We start from the raw sequence: 18,383 nt of genomic DNA, 5'->3' as shown, positions 1-18,383 counted from the left end.
ATGACATTAGATGCAGAAATCAAAGCACAACTAGCCCAATATCTTGAGCTGTTAGAGGGCGATATCGTTCTAAAAATAAGCGCTGGTTCAGATGATGTTTCTCGCGACATGCTAGCTTTAGTAGATGAGTTAAAATCCATGTCATCTCACATTCATGTAGAGCATACGCAGCTACATAGAACACCGAGCTTTAGCGTAAATCGTATTGGTGAAGACACAGGCATCGTTTTTGCAGGCGTGCCTCTTGGACATGAATTTACTTCATTAGTGTTGGCATTACTTCAAGTAAGTGGCCGCGCTCCAAAAGTCGACGAAGATGTGATTAATCAAATTAAAAACATTAAAGGTGAATATCGATTCGAGTCATACATCAGCTTAAGCTGTCACAACTGTCCAGATGTTGTTCAAGCATTAAATATTATGAGTGTGTTAAATCCTACTATTTCGCACACTATGATTGATGGTGCTGCATTTAAAGAAGAAGTAGAAAGCAAAGATATTCTAGCTGTACCTACTGTTTATTTAAATGGCGAGCCATTTGGTAGTGGACGTATGACGTTAGCTGAAATTTTAGCTAAATTAGGTACTGGTCCTGACGCTTCAGAATTTGACAATAAAGATCCTTTCGATGTACTTGTTGTAGGCGGTGGTCCTGCTGGTGCTAGTGCGGCTATTTACGCTGCTCGTAAAGGCATTCGCACAGGTATTGTTGCAGAACGCTTTGGCGGTCAAGTTAATGATACGTTAGCTATCGAAAACATTATCGGTACAAAGTATACAGAAGGTCCAAAATTTGTAGCAAGTCTTGAAGAGCACGCAAAAGACTATCCTATCGAAATTATGAATTTACAACGCGCTACTCGTTTAGAAAAGAAAGATTTAATCGAAATCGAACTGGAAAACGGTGCGGTGCTAAAAAGTAAAACAGTTATCCTATCGACAGGTGCTCGTTGGCGAAATGTTGGCGTTCCAGGTGAAGCTGAATTCAAAAACAAAGGTGTAGCATATTGCCCTCACTGTGATGGTCCGTTATTTGCTGGAAAAGATGTTGCGGTTATCGGCGGTGGTAACTCTGGTATCGAAGCAGCCATTGATCTAGCTGGAATCGTAAAACACGTAACGGTAATTGAATTCAACGCAGAACTAAAAGCTGACCAAGTACTTCAAGATCGTCTACGTAGTTTACCTAACGTAACAATTGTGACAAATGCACAAACACAAGAGATTACTGGAACAGATAAAGTTAACGGTATTACTTATGTAGATCGTGTCTCTGGTGAAGCACATCACGTTGAATTACAAGGTGTATTCATTTTAATTGGTCTTGTACCTAATACAGACTGGTTAGGTGATACTCTTGAGAAAACACGTATGGGTGAAATCATTGTCGACAAACAAGGTGCTACTACAATCCCAGGTGTATTTGCTGCAGGAGACTGTACAGATAGCGCCTATAAACAAATCATTATTTCAATGGGTTCAGGTGCAACAGCAGCACTTGGCGCATTTGATTACTTAATTCGTAACTAATTTTTCAAAAGACAAAAGACTCTAGACAAACGGTGAATTGGCCATTTGTTTAGAGTTTTTTTGATTAAAATTAGTTCATTAAAGCGAAACGTGCCAACTTTAAATTACAAAATAGATTCTCAATAGCTGTAACCCCGCTATCTAAATAGCTGTTAAAGAAAGAGAAGAATTTGAATAAATCAACGTATAAAAAGCCCCTCCCAACTTGAATAAACACAAGTTGAGAGGGTTGACTTAATTACTATCTGGTAAATCAGATCGTAAACTACCATTTTTTATTTGGAAATTTAGTATTCGTACAACTCTATTTCCTTAAAGCAACTGCAGGCTCAGTGTGAATAAGTTTATAACTTGCAAAAATACTAATTAGTACAACTACAAATCCTGTAGATATTATTGAAACAAAAATTTGCAAAGGTGAAACGCTAATTGCTAAACCAAACGTTATTCCAATGAGATATGCTCCTCCGATAAGCACAGCATTGAAAATTGCTGCCATAGCGGATAAAAGAATATTTTCGCTAATAATAATCGTTTGTATTGTGATTTTCTTGAAGCCTAATGCTGATAATAGCCCCAATTCCTTATATCTTGAATTTTGTAGTTTAACAAGTAATACTGCACTGATGAACAAACCGATTGCCAAAATCAATATTGAAACAGTAAGGAATAGGCGACTAAGACTTTTGAATGTATTTTGCAAAGCTCCAACTTCACTAGCCGCGTTTTTACTGTCAATTTTTTTTACACTAAGCATTTCGCTCACTGCCACTATATCTTCAAAATCTTTTACATCATAACTGATAGAATAAACTTGCTCATCCTTAATGTCAGTATAAAATCCTTGTTCAATATCGGAGCTGACAAAGAAATCATCATACCCCGCATTATAAATACCACTTATAGTTAGTTTGTGCTCTTGATCTTTATATTTAAGTGTTATTTTTTTACCTACTAAATCGCTAATATTACTTGCAAACTTTTTAGCTAGACTGGGCGTTAGGGCAATTTCATTCGCCTCTTTTTTTGGCATTGTCCCGTATGACATACTTTCCGTTGCTTTCGGCATCGGATATTTTTCTAACATTGTTTCGTTGTTGTCACCCATACTTAAGCTCACATCGTGTAACTTATATTGACGATAAATATTTTCAATACGCTCATCTGCATATAATAGGTCAAATACTTCCTCGTCATCTTCAGCTTTTATATAGCCATTGTTATAAGCTGTATTTTTCTCCTCGAAGTCTGATATCGACTGCTGCATAATATTGCCCGAAGACAAGGACAGCATAAAGCAAAAAACGCCGATAGAAATGGCCAAACTGATAGCAACATAACGTGTGAAATGCACCTTGAAATTTTTTAGTCCCCTTTTGAAAGATGATACTTTTATAGTTGGTTTAATTGTTAGGTTTTGTTCGCAAGCAATCTCTTCTTGAATTCTTACATCTTTTGCAACAACTTTACCATTTTCAATAGAAATCACTTCATCTGCAAAATCACATAATTTTGGGTCGTGGGTAATGACGATAACTAACCTATCCTTTGAAATCTCTTTTAGCAAAGTAATAATTTCAGTGGAATTACGACGATCAAGCGCTCCGGTAGGCTCATCCGCTAAAATGATACTTGGATTACTAATTAACGCTCTTGCAATGGCAACCCTTTGCTTTTGCCCGCCCGACAAATTTTCGATTTTTTCACTTTCTTTTTCTGAAATACCGATTTTGTTTAATAATTCTTTGGCATTCTCTACATTGCTTTGTTTATCTAAACTGTTTAACTCACAATGAAGCATGATATTTTCAAGTACAGTATATCCGCTTAACAGATGATAGTTTTGAAATATAAAGCCTATATTATCTCTGCGATAAGCACATAGCTCGTCCTTATTCATTTTACTGATTGATGTGCCGCAAACGGTAATATCACCGCTATAATCGCTATCAAAGCCTGCAAGCATATTCAGCAATGTGCTTTTTCCACTGCCAGATGCGCCGAGCAAGCATACAAGTCCTTTGTTTGGAAATGTAAAGTTTGTATCGTCAAGAATAACCGAATTACCGTATTTTTTTGTAAGATTTTGAACTTGTATCACTACCGGTCACCTTTCTTTAAAGCTGTTGTGATGTTTGTTCTTACATACGCTATGACTGTTGTTCCATAAGCAATAACCGCTACGCCAAGTATTAGAAGCATTCCTTTAGTCAGCATTTCTGCATTTAAAACATTTACAGAAAATAAAGCTTCGGTAGCCATATTAATAAGTGGAGATGTGACAAGCATTAGTAAAATGCTAGTTACAGCTACGGTAATCATTTCTGCTAAATTCAACAAGTTCAAATGACGGTTGTTAAATCCGCACACCTTATAAATAGCATATTCGCGTTTTCTCATAACGCCCGTTATCAGGAAAATAGCTATGACCATCACAACAGATAAAATCCCTATAATTGAACTTGCAGAACCTGTTTGCTCGGTTGTTTGAGTATTTAATCTAACAATGTCCTCAACTAGCTCAAATCTACCAAGGGGGACAATGCCTTGTTCGTTAAGTTCATCCTTAATGGCAATCATATCAGCAGGCGTTTTTGCTCGAATAAGGAAATTTGTTTCATTCCCTTTCATGTCTGCCTGATTTCTCAAATCACCGAGCGCTGATTTGCTGAAAAAGAAGGCGTCATCAACAGAGAACTCTATCATTTCACCTTCATATTCATTAGCAGCCGTTGTATCTGCCACACCTACAATAGTAGCTTTGATTTTGGCGTCTTTCAGTTCAGGACTACCTGTATCCCAATTATAAATAGAGGAGCTGAAATCAATTTCTTTACCAATTGCTTGATCATTTTCAATTCCTAATGATTTCACAAAGCTCTCAGGAACAACTACCTCATAATCCGCACCCGCTGGCATTTTTCCTGTTAGAAGTTTATTTATAAAAGGAACGCTACCTGTGCTTGCTACCTGGTAATTTTCCCCGTCCACTGTAATGGAGATGTTATCAAAAGCTTGTAAAAAGGTTGTGAAGGCAACACGCTCATCACTTAAATACTTCTCATACAAGCCTCCAATATCTTGAATTACATCGGCATTTGGCTGTTCATCATCGTTACCATCCGTCCCTCCTGCGCTCATAAAGCTTCCAACAATACTGATATCCAGTAGCGCGTCACCATAAGCATCAAATAGCTCATCGAAAGCTTCTTGGCTACTACTGTTAATTGCTCCGCCCAGTGTTGTAAGTAATAATATTGCCGCTACCATTAGCGAAAGTGTAGATATTGTAAAACGTCCAATACTTCTTTTTATCCCCGTCCGAGATATGGTAAAAGCATTTTTAATTGATAACTTACTCTTACTCCATATTTTTAGTTCGGGTGATGTTGCCAAATAATTGCCCGCTGAAGAAACGAGTTCGCCCTTATCAAGCTCAAAAACATTGTCTTTTACGTTAATTAAAGAGGTATCGTGCGTCACGATAATAACTGTTCTGTTCTTTGAAATCGTTCTTAAAATTTCCATTGTGACCTTTGAGCTTTTTTCATCTAATGCACTTGTTGGCTCATCTGCAATGATGACCTGTGGATTTTTCATAAGCTCTCGTGCAATGGCCACACGCTGTTTCTGTCCGCCCGAAAGAGTCTTAACTTGTTGGTTTGCAATATCGAAAATTTTAAGTTCTTTCAGTATTTTCTCTGCATTTTTTGTTTGTTGAACATCTTTTAAATACTGTGGTAACAACACATTCTCAAGCACCGTTAAATCCTCTAGTAAATTAAAATCCTGCCATACGAAACCAAAGATATTGTTGTAAAAATAGCTTTTCTCCTCGTTTGTTAAGGTTTTAATGTCTTTTCCACCATACGAAACAGATCCGTCAAAATTTTGCTCCATACCACTCATGATTTTTAGCAAGGTGGTTTTGCCACTCCCAGACGCACCAACAATAAAATTAAGCCCTTTTCCTATATCAACGGAAATATTATTTAAGGCGAAATCGCCGTTATATTTTTTCGATACATTTTTTAGTTCAAACATATATTTTCCCCTTTTCTAAGTTAGTATTTTTTCTTCACAAGGGAAAGTTTACCATTTTCAATACCCCAAACTTCATCTGCATAGCCTGCAACCTTTTCGGAATGGGTCACAATGATCACACATTTATCTTCCTTTTCGGAAAGTGATGTTAGTATTTTCATAATGCTTTCTTCTGTTGCAGTATCCAAATTCCCAGTTGGTTCATCAGCTATAATGATGTCTGGATCATGCGACAATGCTCTTGCAATACCGATACGCTGTTGTTCCCCGCCACTTAATTTAAGAACTTTTCTGTCGGCTGTTTCCTTGTCGATACCAACCTTTTGCAAAAGGTTGTAAGCAAATTCTTTTTTGTTATCTATTTTTACACCGCTAATATCCATCGAGAGCATAATATTTTCAATAGCTGTGGCATTGGTAAGTAAATTATAACTTTGGAAAATCACTCCGATCTTTTTAGAACGATAATCATCGCGGTCAATTGTTTTTAAGTTTTGGCCTCTATATAAAATTTCTCCGTCCTTACAAAGATCCAGTCCTGAAAGTAAGGCTAATAAAGTAGTTTTTCCTGAACCTGATTTCCCAATGATTGTGTAAGTTTTCTTTTGCTCAAAGGAAATGCTTATATTATTTAGTACCTTCTTTTTTGTACCTTCATAAACATAAGAAAGATTATTTACTGTTAGTACACCCATTTTGTACCCTCCTAATTTCTTTCCGAAAGAATTTTAATTGGCTCATATTTTGTAATATAAATCAGTGACATTGAACTAGAAATAATCACGAGTAAGCTACCAATTAGAAATATTGCTAATACAACACTTAAATCCAATTCTGCATTTAATGAATCTATCATTTCAACATCATTTGGTAATGCTACGCTAGCACCACCGAAATTACTCCCTGCATTATCCATTTGTTCTTGCTTTTGCTCAATTTGTTCAGCAAGAAGTTTATCTGATACTGGTTGAGAAGCAAGCCCGCCTATCCCAATACCAATAGTTACAGCAACCATTGTTACAATGATTGACTCATACACTAACGTTTTAATAACGTTTAATTTTTTCATTCCGATTGCTCTTAAAACACCGATTTCATATTTGCGTTCTCTTAAAGTAATTAAGTTTAAAAGGACTAGTATTATACCTCCTAAGATTAGGACTACAACTAAAAATACTGTACTTATTTTTTGGACACTTTCAACAGGACCCGCAATCTGCTTGTACAAATATTCATTATTTGTAAAACTGTAATACTCACTTAGTCCCTTACCTTGTGCTTCTTTTACAAAAGCTTCTAAGTCATCCGGAGAATGTAAGAAATATTTAATGCGTGACATCGAATTTGCTTGTTCGCCCACAAGCGATGCTGCCGTTTCATAATTAGTAAGAAGCTCGTTTCTACGTGTCATATACGGATCTTTGTATGCAAAATCTGCAGAAGCGTCTTTAGTTAAATCTTGATATATGCCTGTTATAGTTAGTGGTATATCTTTTTCTACATCAGCTATTGAACGTAAAACAATCGTATCGCCCGACTTAAGTTTGTTAAGCTTCGCTAAATCTTCACTAATAACAACTTCATTGTCATTTTCAAATATTCTACCGTTAATGATTTTGCGTTCGCCTTTCTTGAATTCTTCAAAAAGCTGATATGATGTACTTCCAATCACTTTTAAATTCGGCTGTCCAAGGTCTGGTCCACCACCAACAGCACCGTCACTGCCTTGTATCCCTGAATTTTCCTCTTGATTTATGGATGTAATGTTATTTGAAACTGCAGGAGCTTCCAAATAAAAATAATAATCCTTTATGTAATCAGAGTTAGCATAACCCTTAAGTTCTTCAATCGTTGCAGTTGGTAGATTATTCATATCTCCACTTTCATAAATCTTTTCATAATCAAGTTCAACATTTACTTCACTTCCAAATTGATTTTTATAATCAGTTATAATGCTTGATGTCGCACCGTTGATTATCAATGCAATGACGCAAGTAACTGCAATAATACCCATTACTATAGCCATTAAAAGGTTTCTACCCTTATTTCTTTTAATGTTCTTCATTGCGTTTTTTAAAATATACATCTCAATTCCTCCTAAATTCCATGTCTCCATTGTAAAACAATCCTTGTTAAATTCTTGTTAAGAAAAGCGCAAGCGCCCTGTTCAGCCCCGACAAGCGCTGGATGGCCAGCAAACGAAAGCATTCTTCCCGCTTTCGCTTGTGGGACAGAAGCGACCTTGAGGGGCTGGGCGCTGAAGCTAGACAATGCTCTAATACCAGAAATTTACACTTTCATATTTCCTAAAAAATCCGCAGAAAAAAGGCTTTGAATAGTCGGTAATAACCACTATCCAAAGCCTTTTTTGTATTCCGTTTGTTATTTATTACCATTTTCTACTGGTGTGGATTCTGTTAGTTCTAGAGCTTCAATAAGCTTACCCTCTTCTTCAAGCTGAGCAATTAGTTCATCTACCGTAATTCCTTTTTCTTTAGCCATTTCTTCTAAGCTAACTGATTCAGTAGAATTTGTAGGTACACTTATACTGCCTGACATATTTGACTCAGTAGCACCTTCAGTGTTAACTGAATCAGTTAAACTTGCCGCTGTTGTAATCGTTCCTTCTTTTTCAAGTTGAGTAATCAGTTCATCTAACGTGATTCCTTTTTCTTTAGCCATTTCTTCTAAGTTGACTGGTTCACTAGATTTAGTTGTTTCCCACATGTCGCTGTTGCTTGCAGCATATGCAGATCCTGCAACAGTAGATAACCCAAGCATAAGTGTAGCAATTTGTAATTTTCTCTTCATGTTAAATTCCTCCTAAAATGTTTTAAGCCTCTTTCCAAGAGATTTCACTTTGAAAAAATGTTTTGTTGAAATCACTCTAAGTATCCATTGTAATCTTAGATCTTTTTTCAACAAATGAACTTAGTAGCTCCTCTATAATATTTACTATCCCCCTAACTGAATTAGTCATCTATTTATTCACAAGAGAAAGTCTGCAACCTTTCCACTTGATATCACCAGTTTATAACAACTCATGTTAAATCTTTGTTAAGAGTTAAAATTTTCGAAAATTTTAGAGGAAAGCCGTTCAGATGTTTTATTTAACTGTTATATTTCCAGAGGTAGTTTGGAGTTGTACAGTAAACGAACCATCCCCCGTTTTCCCTTGTGTCCTTCGGTTACTTTGCTTACTATCCTCCAGAGGAATAGCAACATATTGTTTTCCACTACCTGATTGCAAAACCCAGTTCACATTAGAGTCCTTGTCTTCCAAAGCTAATAGAACGTTTCCACTTTTTATAGAAACATTAATGTCATTATTTATTTCTAGATAGTCCAGAGATACATTCCCGCTTTTTCCTTTAATATAAAGATTTTGCGTATTCAGGTTTTTTATCTTTACGTTACCGGAAGAACCTTCAATCGTTACTTTCCCCTCATAATTGGTTGGAATACGAACAGATAATTGTGGCATTTTCCCGATATTTATGATGTTCCTGAAATCACTTTCTAGCCGAATATTAATTTGTTCTTTCTCCTCATCAAAAATAATTCCCGGTCCATTATTATTAAGCCAGGAAGCTTCAACCAACTCGATATCTGCTGATTCAACTTCTACCGTTGTGCTTCCGTGGTCAATATAGATGTTTTTTACCTCCTTAAGGACCGTATTTTTTGTATCCTCTTCATTAGAACCACAAGCGCTTAGAAAAAGAATGCCTACCAAAAATAAAGAAACGTAATATTTATTCATTCCTATCTCCTCATCTCTTCATAATTATTTTAAAACTAATTATATAAGGTTACGTAACGTCACTAGCAAGAATTTCTTAATAAACACTTGAAAGTGACGCAACGTCATTTTGTATAATGAAGCCAATGATAAAGATAAGGGGGATGTTAAAAGTGAAACAAGGAGATATCATTATTTACGCATGTGTAGTCATTGGAGCAGGAATTGGCCTTGTGCTTGATCAAGCTTTTCCTGGCGTGTTAGTCGGTCTTGGATTTGGTTATTTAATTAAAATTGGTTTATTTAAAAATAAAGATTATTAAATTCAATCCGGAGGTGTCTGCACTTGATTCACATAAAAGAAGTTGCGAAACAGACGAAAATTACGGTTAGAACGCTTAGGTACTATGATCAGATCGGATTACTAACAGTTTCTTCAAAAACTGAAGGAGGGCATCGTCTATATACAGAAGAGGATTTAAAGCGGCTACAGCAAATTCAATTTTTAAAAGGAATTGGTTGTAGCTTAAAAGATATTAAAGTTATGCTATCTGATCCTAAATGGAATTGGTCCAATAGTTTGAAGAGCCAATTAGTTTATATTATGGAAGAGCAAGATAAATTAAAAGGTATAGAGTCCTCTCTGCGGGAATTGATAAATGGGATTGCAGTAGAAGGTGGAGATGATCAACTTGCAATACAGAAACTTATTCAGTTATCGACTAATAATAAATCAGGGTTACTAAGCTATAGAGAGAGCATATTTAATGATACGGAACTTAATCTTTTGACAAGGGTTCCTAAAATGAGGGGAGAAGATCCGGATTCTTTGGAGTGGATTGCTCTGTTAGGTCAGATAAAAAGACTGATAAAGAATGATCCTGCGTCATCAAGAGTGCAAAGCATAGTAAGGCGCATGCTGGAAAAGCAAATGGAAGATTTTAATGACGAAGAGGAATTTATCAATAAATTATGGGATATCAGGAAGTCCCCAATGCAATCAGAAAAGCTTGGACTTTACCCGATTGAACAAGAGGTTCTTGATTTTATGGAGCGAGCATATGAAATTCACATTTCTTCCCTTCGATCATCTACTACCCAGCAAGGAGGAGAATCGTGAGTATTGAATTACTTCTTACAGTAGGAGGACTGGCTCTATTAGATACGCTTAGTCCGGCCACTTTGGGGGTCACGGTATATTTGCTGTTAACTGAAAGAAAGCGATTAAGCTCTAGTTTAATGATTTATTTATTGACAGTAGCAGCTTTTTATTTTGGAGTAGGCGTTTCTCTAATGTTTGGCCTAGATGTTATAATGACTTCCTTTTCCTCCATTTTTCAAAATCGAATTGTGAGTTGGGTAATGCTGATCATTGGGGGGATATTGTTTATAGCAAGCTTTTACTTTCCTACAAGTAAAACATCCGATTTTCCAAAGCCCAAGTCCAAAAGTAAGGCATCCATGGTTGCACTCGGGTTTACGACATCATTGATTGAAGCGGGGACAGCATTTCCTTATTTTGCCGCTATTGGTCTTATGACAACCTCAAACTTAGCTCTATTTCAGTGGCTGCCGATTTTAGCTAGTTATAATTTTATAATGGTGCTGCCACCCTTAATCATGTTTACACTGCATTTATTATTGGGACGAGTGATGCAAAGACCATTAGAAATGCTTCGAATCCGGCTTTCGATGAATTCAGGATCAGCTATTTCATGGATCATGTGTATCGTTGGGCTGATTTTGATTTTTAACAGTTTGGATTATCTGTAAGTAGTCTATAACGATACACATTGTGGATAAATGTAAAGTATCTTTGAGTAGACCTGCATAAAATCAAGTTCAACATCGTGAATGAATTTTCTGTTGTCTTATTTTAACCTTATCTAAATACAAGCGAAACTAAACAACCAGTCGCCGGTTCAGTTCCGACAACTGGTTGGTCAATCCTTTTTGATCTCTGTCTTTTATACGGGGATCAGGCACGATAGGTGCAAATAACCCCTAAAACAATTTCCAGTTAATTCTTTTTCGTATCCTTTTAAGTTAATGTAATGTTAAAACAAGTACCGCCGTTGTCATTGTCCGTAACTGTAATTTGACCGTTGTGCTTGTTAATAATGCTTTGCACAATGGAAAGTCCCAAGCCTGAGCCACCCAATTCTCGAGAGCGTGATTGGTCTATGCGGTAAAATGGTTCAAATATATTCTTTTTTTCCTCATCAGGGATACCCATTCCCGTGTCTTTAATTTCTACTGTTATCTGATTTTTATCAGCATTAACAAGTATCATTACCTTACCGCCGTCAATATTGTATTTAATACCATTTTCAACAATGTTATAAAACGCTCGATACAGTAAGTCTATATTTCCATCCACAACACTTTCATCGCAATCCAAATAAAGGATAACCTCTTTTTCTTCTGCAACATGAGAAAGTTCAGAAACAATTTCTTCAAAAATATCCTTTAAGCAGATCGTTTCTTTCTCAAAATTATCATTCATATTTGTCATATCTAAAAGTGTATATACAAGCTCCGATAATCGTTGTGTCTGCTTTTCAAAAATGGTAATAAGTGCATCATACTCTTCTGTAGAATGTACGTTTTTCTTTTTAAATACATCTACCTTTGTTTTTAGTACCGCAAGTGGCGTTCGGAGTTCGTGGGCAGCATTTGCAGAAAAGCGGCTTTGCATTATAAAAGCATCGTTTAGCTTATCCGTCATTTCATTAAAAGAATGCGTTAAATCAGCTATTTCATCATTAGTTGGTGGAATGTCCATTGTTTCCGATAGATTATGCACAGTCCTATTTTTTATTTGATTATTTAGTGTATCAAGTGGTTTTAATACTTTGCCCGAGACATAGTATGTCAATACGCCACCACAGACAATGATTAAAAGCATATAAAAAACACTTTCAAATCGAAATTCTGTTCTTGCTTTTTGTGCACCAACAGAGGGGGTAAGCATCATGGCATTTGGTGGGATTTGCATATTGTCAATAACATTGCCATCTTCACCGACTACTTGTGCAGGTAATGAAGCGGCCGCATCAATTCTTGTTGCCATTATACCTGCAGAAAAATTTAAAATTATTGTAAGCCCTACACAGCAAATTGTTAATAAAATGACCATCATGGCAGTAAGTCGCAGTCGAATCGGCATTTTTTTAAACATCAAGCGTCACCATCATCTTTAGTAATAAAATAACCCGCACCAATCTTTGTACGTATTGGATCATAATCTAAAAGAGCTTTCAGTTTTTTTCGTAATGTAGCTATGTGAACTCGAATAGCACCACTAAAGCTATCGGCATTTTTATCCCAGACATGTTCAATCAACTCTTCTTGACTGACAACCTTTTCTTGATTAAGCAAGAAATATTCAAGCAATGAAAATTCTTTTTTAGTAAGGATCAATTCATTTTCTCCTACAAAGGCGGTTCGTTTTGTTAGATTAATATTTATATTTCCGCATGTCAAAATGCTATGTTCCTGCACAAATTTTCGTCTTAATAAATTTCTGATTCTTGCTTCCAATTCCGCAAAGTCAAATGGTTTAGTTAAATAATCATTCGCACCAATATCTAAACCTTTAACTTTATCATTGACACTACTTCTTGCACTAAGGATTAAAACTTTTAATTCTTTATTGTCTTCTCTTAACTTTTCTAATACCTTTAATCCGTCCATTTTCGGAAGATTTAAGTCCAGTATTATTAAGTCATAATTTTCAACATAAGCTAGTTCATAAGCATCTTCGCCATTACTACAAGTATCAACTGCATAACCTTCTATTCTAAGTCCCTCAGCGATAGCTTCCTGTAAATCTAACTCATCTTCAACAACAAGAATTCTCATATCTTAATCACCTCATATTCATTATTAATAGGTGTGTGTTAAATCTATGTTAAGTATATATTATCAAATTATATTATTTTTCAGCCAAGGAATGTATCCATTTTCTACGGTGCTTACTTGCGATTCAAACTCATAATTAAATATATGATTTCTAGGACCCCCTTTTGGGAAGTCAATTTTTCCGTACCTTAATAAAAAAAACCGCCCATTAAGAGCGGTTCGTTTTTTCTAAAAAGGAAATAATAACGGTACAGCAATCATCATGACGATAAACATAATGATTTGTAGTGGTACGCCGACTTTTACGAAGTCCATAAATTTATAGCCACCTGCAGTTAATACAAGGGAATTTGTTGGGGAAGCGATTGGTGTTGCGAATGCCATCCCGGCAGCAGCTGCTACCGCAATCATAAATGTGTGCGGATTGGCGTCCATAGTAATTGCGGCGGTCATCGCAATTGGTGCAAATAGTACAGCGGTTGCGGTATTGCTTACAAATTGACCGAACACAACCGTCAATAAATATACACCGATTAATACACCATATGGGCCAAAATCACCTAGGGTCCGAATAATAGCATCCGATAATATGACCATTCCTCCTGTTTTTTCCAAGGCAGTCGCCATCGGAAGCATTGCTGCGACAAGCACAATACTCTCGAAGTTCATTTTATTGTATGCATCGTCCATATTGCGTAAACAGCCTGTTATTATCATTAACACTGCCCCGATTAATACCGAAATAACTGCATCGAATACTTCAAATACCATGAGTCCGACCATAAGCACCATAATGGCACCAGCAATAGGGGCTTTTCCTGTTGCGGCTGCGACACCCGCATGTTCACGTGGTTGCCCAACAACAACTACATCATATGTTTCGCGTGAAAGTAGCTCTATTTCATCCCAAGAGCCCTGCACTAAAATTGCATCCCCGAATCGGAGCTTTTGATGAGCCATGTTTTGTAGTAAATAATCCCCTTTTCGGTTAATCCCGATAATATTTAAATTGTACTTTTCGCGGAAACCGATTTTACTAACCGTTTCTCCGATTAACCTTGACTGTGGTGTTAATAAAACCTCTGCGACACCGATTTTTTTCGAAATAAGCTCGTGTGCCTCATAAGTATCGTTCAAGTCTATTTTCAAATCAAAATCTGTCGCAAAACGTTCTACATCATCAATCATTCCTTGAACATAAAGTGCATCATTCACATGGATAATGCTCGTTGGCCCTGCCAGCTCTTGATAAGTCATCGGCAATAAATTAATCCCTTCCGAAGCGCGACGCTGAATTTTCATAATGCAAATTTGGTATTTTGCCGGTAATTTTAATTCAGCTAATGGTTGCCCGATAATCGGTGATGTTTCCGGCACAACGATGCAAAATAGCTTATCTTTCAAATCGTATTGTTTAACAATCTTCTTCGGTGACAATTTATAACCTGCATCGGATTGTGAGCGATTTTTTTCATTTGGCAGTAGCTTATTGCGAACTAGTACTAAATACACGATGACCGTTACCGTTGCAATAATGCCAACCGGTGTAATTGTAAAAAAACCCAGTTTTTCATAACCATTATCCACTAAAATCTGCGAAACAATTAAGTTTGGCGGTGAGGCAATTAATGTCATCAACCCTGACATACTGGCGATATACGATAGTGGCATTAAAAATTTTGACGGACTGACATTAATGCTCATTGCAACACTAACGACAATCGGCAACATAAGCGCTACCGTTCCCGTATTGCTCATGAATGCGCCAACTGTTGCCACAATGATTAGAAGTAATACGAATAATCTCAATTCGTTATCACCTGACCATTTTAATAGAAGATTGCCAGCCATACTCGCTAGTCCTGTTCGTAGTATTCCAGCCCCTACTACAAATAAAGCGGCAATCATAATAACGACAGAATTCGAAAATCCTGCAAGTGCTTCTGCTGGCGTTAAAACTCCTAAAATGACGAACGCAAGGAGTGCGAGTAATGCAACTAAATCACCGCGCACACGATTCGTCATAAAGAGTACAATTGTAATTGCCAAAATAATAAATGTTACTGTTAATTGCACGTTTATAATCCCCCCACATAATATCCATTACCTATTGTATCGAAAATCATGCGAAAATTTGTCTATTCCAATATTTCTCTAGTAAAATGTCATAATTCATATGAAAGAGAGCTATAATGAACCAATTTTTATTTTCAATTAGACATATGTATTTTCAACAGGAGCATAGTGGAAACTAGAAACAGTGCGCCCCTTCTCCTAATCAATCTTATTTAAAGCGGCTTTATATAAAGTGTTTTTTCACTATTCTCCGTTATTTTAAGCCGATATTCACTAGTTATCACCCTTTTCTACTTTTATATTATTTTTTCACAATTTACCTTTAATATAAAAATTACTTAAAAAGAATTATTATAATTTAGTAGCAATTATGATTATCTTTTGTTATGATTATTAAAGAAGGTTTTTAAATTATATATTTTAGGAGGCACATCTTTATGACAATGGATAAACAACGCCGTTTTACAACAGCTGGTGGTGCACCAGTAGTTAGTAACCACGATTCTATGTCTGCAGGTAGTCGTGGCCCACTTTTATTACAAGACGTTTGGTTAGTTGAAAAATTAGCAAACTTTAACCGTGAAGTTATTCCTGAGCGTCGTATGCACGCAAAAGGTTCAGGTGCGTATGGTACTTTCACTGTAACGCATGATATTACTAAATACACAAAAGCAGCAATCTTCTCAGAAGTTGGTAAGCAAACAGAAATGTTCGCACGTTTCTCCACTGTAGCAGGTGAGCGCGGCGCTGCTGATGCAGAGCGTGATATTCGCGGATTTGCTTTAAAATTCTACACTGAAGAAGGTAACTGGGATTTAGTTGGTAACAACACACCTGTATTCTTCTTCCGTGATCCATTACACTTTATAGACTTAAACCATGTTGTTAAGCGTGATCCACGCACAAATATGCACAACCCTAATAGCAACTGGGATTTCTGGACTTCATTACCTGAAGCACTACACCAAGTAACAATTGTAATGTCTGACCGTGGTATTCCTAAAAACTACCGTCAAATGCACGGGTTTGGTTCTCACACATACAGCTTTATCAATGCCGACAACGAACGCGTATGGGTAAAATTCCACTTCCGTACAGAACAAGGTATTGAAAACTTAACAGGCGCTGAGGCGGCAGAATTAATTGGTAACGACCGTGAATCTTCACAACGCGACCTTTACGAATCAATCGAAGCAGGTAACTTCCCGAAATGGAAAATGTATATTCAAGTAATGACTGAAGAGCAAGCTCGCGCATTACCTTACAACCCATTCGACTTAACTAAAGTTTGGTATAAAGGCGACTTCCCACTAATTCCAGTTGGTGAATTCGAGTTAACTAGAAATCCGGAAAACTACTTTGCTGACGTAGAACAAGCAGCATTTGCTCCATCTAACATTGTACCTGGCATTGGCTTCTCACCTGACAAAATGTTACAAGGGCGTATTTTTGCTTATGCAGATGCGCAGCGCTACCGTTTAGGCGTGAACCATTACATGCTGCCAGTAAACGCACCAAAATGCCCATTCCGCACATTCCACCGCGATGGCGCTATGCGTTTTGATGGCAACTTAGGCTCAACAATGAGCTACGAGCCAAACAGCTACGGTGAGTGGGAGCACAACGTAGATTTAAAAGAGCCTGAATTACGCATCGATGGCAATGCTGGCATCCACGATTTCCGTGAAGATGACAATAACTACTTCGAGCAACCAGGTAAGCTATTCCGCTTAATGAGTGCCGAAGAGCAACAACGTTTATTTGAAACAACTGCTGCTGAAATGGCACCAGTAGAAGAATTCATTAAACGTCGCCACATCCTACACTGCTACCTTGCTGATCCAGCTTACGGTGAAGGTGTTGCGAAGGCTATGGGTCTTTCTTTAGAAGGTATGAATCTTGAAAATCCATATGTAGAAAAAGTAAATCAATAATTAACTAGTTAAGCTATAGAAAAAGTGGAGCTGCAAATTGCAGCTCCACTTTTTATTTTCGGGATTTCTTAATCACTTATGCGTGAAAATAAAACCAGGTTTTTTTCACCTGTCAAATTCTAGATATATCATAATACCCCTTATATGCCAGCTAATCAATCTTTATACAAACAAAATTGTTGAAAGATAAATGACGATCGTTACAGTAATACAACTAATAATCGTTGAAAATAAGACTGTTTGTGCCGCTGTATCGGATTGTACATCGTATTCTAATGCTAAACTCGAGCTATTACGAGAAGTCGGGAAAGCACTTGCGATAAATAGTGATTGCGCGACAACACCATCTAGCTGTAAAGCAAAAATAATAAGGAGCGCTACTGCTGGCCCAATAATTAGGCGTGTAAAGCAGCTAATAAAAATAGTTTTATTTAACATCGTACGCATTTCTATTTGCGATAGCTGTGCGCCAAGTGTAATAAGTGCCACTGCAATAAATCCCTCCGCTACGTGATCAAGTGGGATATAGAGCATTTGCGGTATATAAATATCAAGTACATTTAGCAATACGCCAATAATCAACGCATGAATAATCGGCATTTTGAGGAAATCCTTCACAATCTCCTTCCCTGATTTCGTTGCAGAAATTAAATTGTACAACCCATATGTATAAGTCGTCATATTTTGAAATATAACGAGTATGACTTGAATAGCAACCCCTATTGGCTGTGTCACAAAAATCATTTGCGCTACCGGAATGCCATAGTTACCGGAATTAATAAGTACGACGCTATTTTTAAAAACAGCCGCTTCTTGGCGATCAAGCTTCATCCATTTAGCGAAATAATGGCCTAAAATCATTTGAGAGCCAATAAATAATACAATAAATACCCCAACCTGGGCTAATACACTCATTTGAATTGAAGTTTCATATAAATTCACTAAGACGGCTGCTGGCATAAAGCAATATGTAATAAGCTGCGATAGTGCCTTTAAATTAAAGGCGAATTTTCTTTGTAGCACCGCTCCCAATACAAGTAGTACAAGAATAGGCGCAACAATTTGGAAGAAAATCATCGACAAATACATCATGACAAATCGTCCTTTCCTTCTATTACCGATGACTATAATTATACAGAAGTGCTCATGTAGAAATATCTTTCAAAAAACACATGCTAGAGAAAGCTCTCTGC

Annotated in this window: 15 protein-coding genes; 5 read left to right on the top strand and 10 right to left on the bottom strand. The window is 36.8% G+C overall.

The features are described 5' to 3' along the window. Positions 1–1,530: an alkyl hydroperoxide reductase subunit F gene (ahpF, locus tag AAFN87_RS10015; protein WP_347790924.1), complete on the top strand. Its 1,530-nt coding sequence runs from the start codon at positions 1–3 to the stop codon at positions 1,528–1,530. 304 nt (positions 1,531–1,834) lie between these two features. On the opposite strand, the gene AAFN87_RS10010 is transcribed toward ahpF, so the two are convergent. The 6 genes from AAFN87_RS10010 to AAFN87_RS09985 form a co-directional block, all read right to left on the bottom strand. Further along, the gene (locus AAFN87_RS10010) at positions 1,835–3,631 is read right to left on the bottom strand and encodes an ABC transporter ATP-binding protein/permease (protein WP_347790923.1); all 1,797 of its coding nucleotides are present in this window, start codon (positions 3,629–3,631) and stop codon (positions 1,835–1,837) included. Continuing rightward, entirely contained in the window at positions 3,631–5,574 is a 1,944-nt protein-coding gene (locus tag AAFN87_RS10005) for an ABC transporter ATP-binding protein/permease (protein WP_347790922.1), read from the bottom strand. Before AAFN87_RS10005 ends, AAFN87_RS10010 begins: the two co-directional genes overlap by 1 nt. 20 nt (positions 5,575–5,594) lie before the next feature. Beyond that, positions 5,595–6,269, bottom strand: a complete 675-nt coding sequence (locus tag AAFN87_RS10000; RefSeq protein WP_347790921.1) for an ABC transporter ATP-binding protein — start codon at positions 6,267–6,269, stop codon at positions 5,595–5,597. Positions 6,270–6,280: 11 nt separating this feature from the next. Then, complete coding sequence (locus tag AAFN87_RS09995) at positions 6,281–7,690, bottom strand: ABC transporter permease (protein WP_347790920.1); 1,410 nt, start codon at positions 7,688–7,690, stop codon at positions 6,281–6,283. A 266-nt stretch (positions 7,691–7,956) separates the two neighbouring features. Beyond that, positions 7,957–8,385: a hypothetical protein gene (locus AAFN87_RS09990; RefSeq protein WP_347790919.1), complete on the bottom strand. Its 429-nt coding sequence runs from the start codon at positions 8,383–8,385 to the stop codon at positions 7,957–7,959. 295 nt (positions 8,386–8,680) lie between these two features. After that, positions 8,681–9,337, bottom strand: coding sequence for a DUF4097 family beta strand repeat-containing protein (locus tag AAFN87_RS09985; protein ID WP_347790918.1), 657 nt, complete (start codon positions 9,335–9,337; stop codon positions 8,681–8,683). Positions 9,338–9,489: 152 nt separating this feature from the next. Here AAFN87_RS09985 and AAFN87_RS09980 point away from each other — a divergent pair, with 152 nt between their 5' ends. Genes AAFN87_RS09980 through AAFN87_RS09970 form a run of 3 tightly spaced genes read left to right on the top strand, consistent with a single transcriptional unit; the run spans position 9,490 to position 11,089 of the window. Then, the gene (locus tag AAFN87_RS09980; RefSeq protein WP_347790917.1) at positions 9,490–9,639 is read left to right on the top strand and encodes a hypothetical protein; all 150 of its coding nucleotides are present in this window, start codon (positions 9,490–9,492) and stop codon (positions 9,637–9,639) included. Positions 9,640–9,662: 23 nt separating this feature from the next. Further along, positions 9,663–10,436 carry a MerR family transcriptional regulator gene (locus AAFN87_RS09975; protein WP_347790916.1) on the top strand — a complete coding sequence of 258 codons (774 nt, stop codon included), beginning with the start codon at positions 9,663–9,665 and terminating at the stop codon, positions 10,434–10,436. Continuing rightward, positions 10,433–11,089 carry a GAP family protein gene (locus AAFN87_RS09970; protein WP_347790915.1) on the top strand — a complete coding sequence of 219 codons (657 nt, stop codon included), beginning with the start codon at positions 10,433–10,435 and terminating at the stop codon, positions 11,087–11,089. The genes AAFN87_RS09975 and AAFN87_RS09970 overlap by 4 nt, the downstream gene beginning before the upstream one ends. A 268-nt stretch (positions 11,090–11,357) precedes the next feature. Here AAFN87_RS09970 and AAFN87_RS09965 read toward each other — a convergent pair whose 3' ends face one another. The 3 genes from AAFN87_RS09965 to AAFN87_RS09955 form a co-directional block, all read right to left on the bottom strand. Further along, positions 11,358–12,497 carry a sensor histidine kinase gene (locus tag AAFN87_RS09965; RefSeq protein ID WP_347790914.1) on the bottom strand — a complete coding sequence of 380 codons (1,140 nt, stop codon included), beginning with the start codon at positions 12,495–12,497 and terminating at the stop codon, positions 11,358–11,360. Then, on the bottom strand, positions 12,497–13,180 hold the full coding sequence (locus AAFN87_RS09960; protein WP_347790913.1) for a response regulator transcription factor: 684 nt from the start codon (positions 13,178–13,180) through the stop codon (positions 12,497–12,499). The genes AAFN87_RS09965 and AAFN87_RS09960 overlap by 1 nt, the downstream gene beginning before the upstream one ends. Before the next feature lie 228 nt (positions 13,181–13,408). Next, a complete protein-coding gene (locus tag AAFN87_RS09955; RefSeq protein WP_347791448.1) occupies positions 13,409–15,262 on the bottom strand; it encodes an SLC13 family permease in 1,854 nt (617 codons plus the stop codon). Between the two features lie 431 nt (positions 15,263–15,693). Here AAFN87_RS09955 and AAFN87_RS09950 point away from each other — a divergent pair, with 431 nt between their 5' ends. After that, positions 15,694–17,190 carry a catalase gene (locus AAFN87_RS09950; RefSeq protein WP_481886470.1) on the top strand — a complete coding sequence of 499 codons (1,497 nt, stop codon included), beginning with the start codon at positions 15,694–15,696 and terminating at the stop codon, positions 17,188–17,190. Positions 17,191–17,352: 162 nt separating this feature from the next. Here the strand turns inward: AAFN87_RS09950 and AAFN87_RS09945 are convergent, their stop codons facing one another. Beyond that, positions 17,353–18,282 carry an AEC family transporter gene (locus AAFN87_RS09945; protein ID WP_347790912.1) on the bottom strand — a complete coding sequence of 310 codons (930 nt, stop codon included), beginning with the start codon at positions 18,280–18,282 and terminating at the stop codon, positions 17,353–17,355. Between the last annotated feature and the right edge of the window lie 101 nt (positions 18,283–18,383).

Source organism: Solibacillus sp. CAU 1738 (assembly GCF_039888725.1).
Classification (GTDB): domain Bacteria; phylum Bacillota; class Bacilli; order Bacillales_A; family Planococcaceae; genus Metasolibacillus.
Note: the sequence above shows the minus strand (reverse complement) of the source record. Positions and strands in the feature narration are given on the sequence as shown.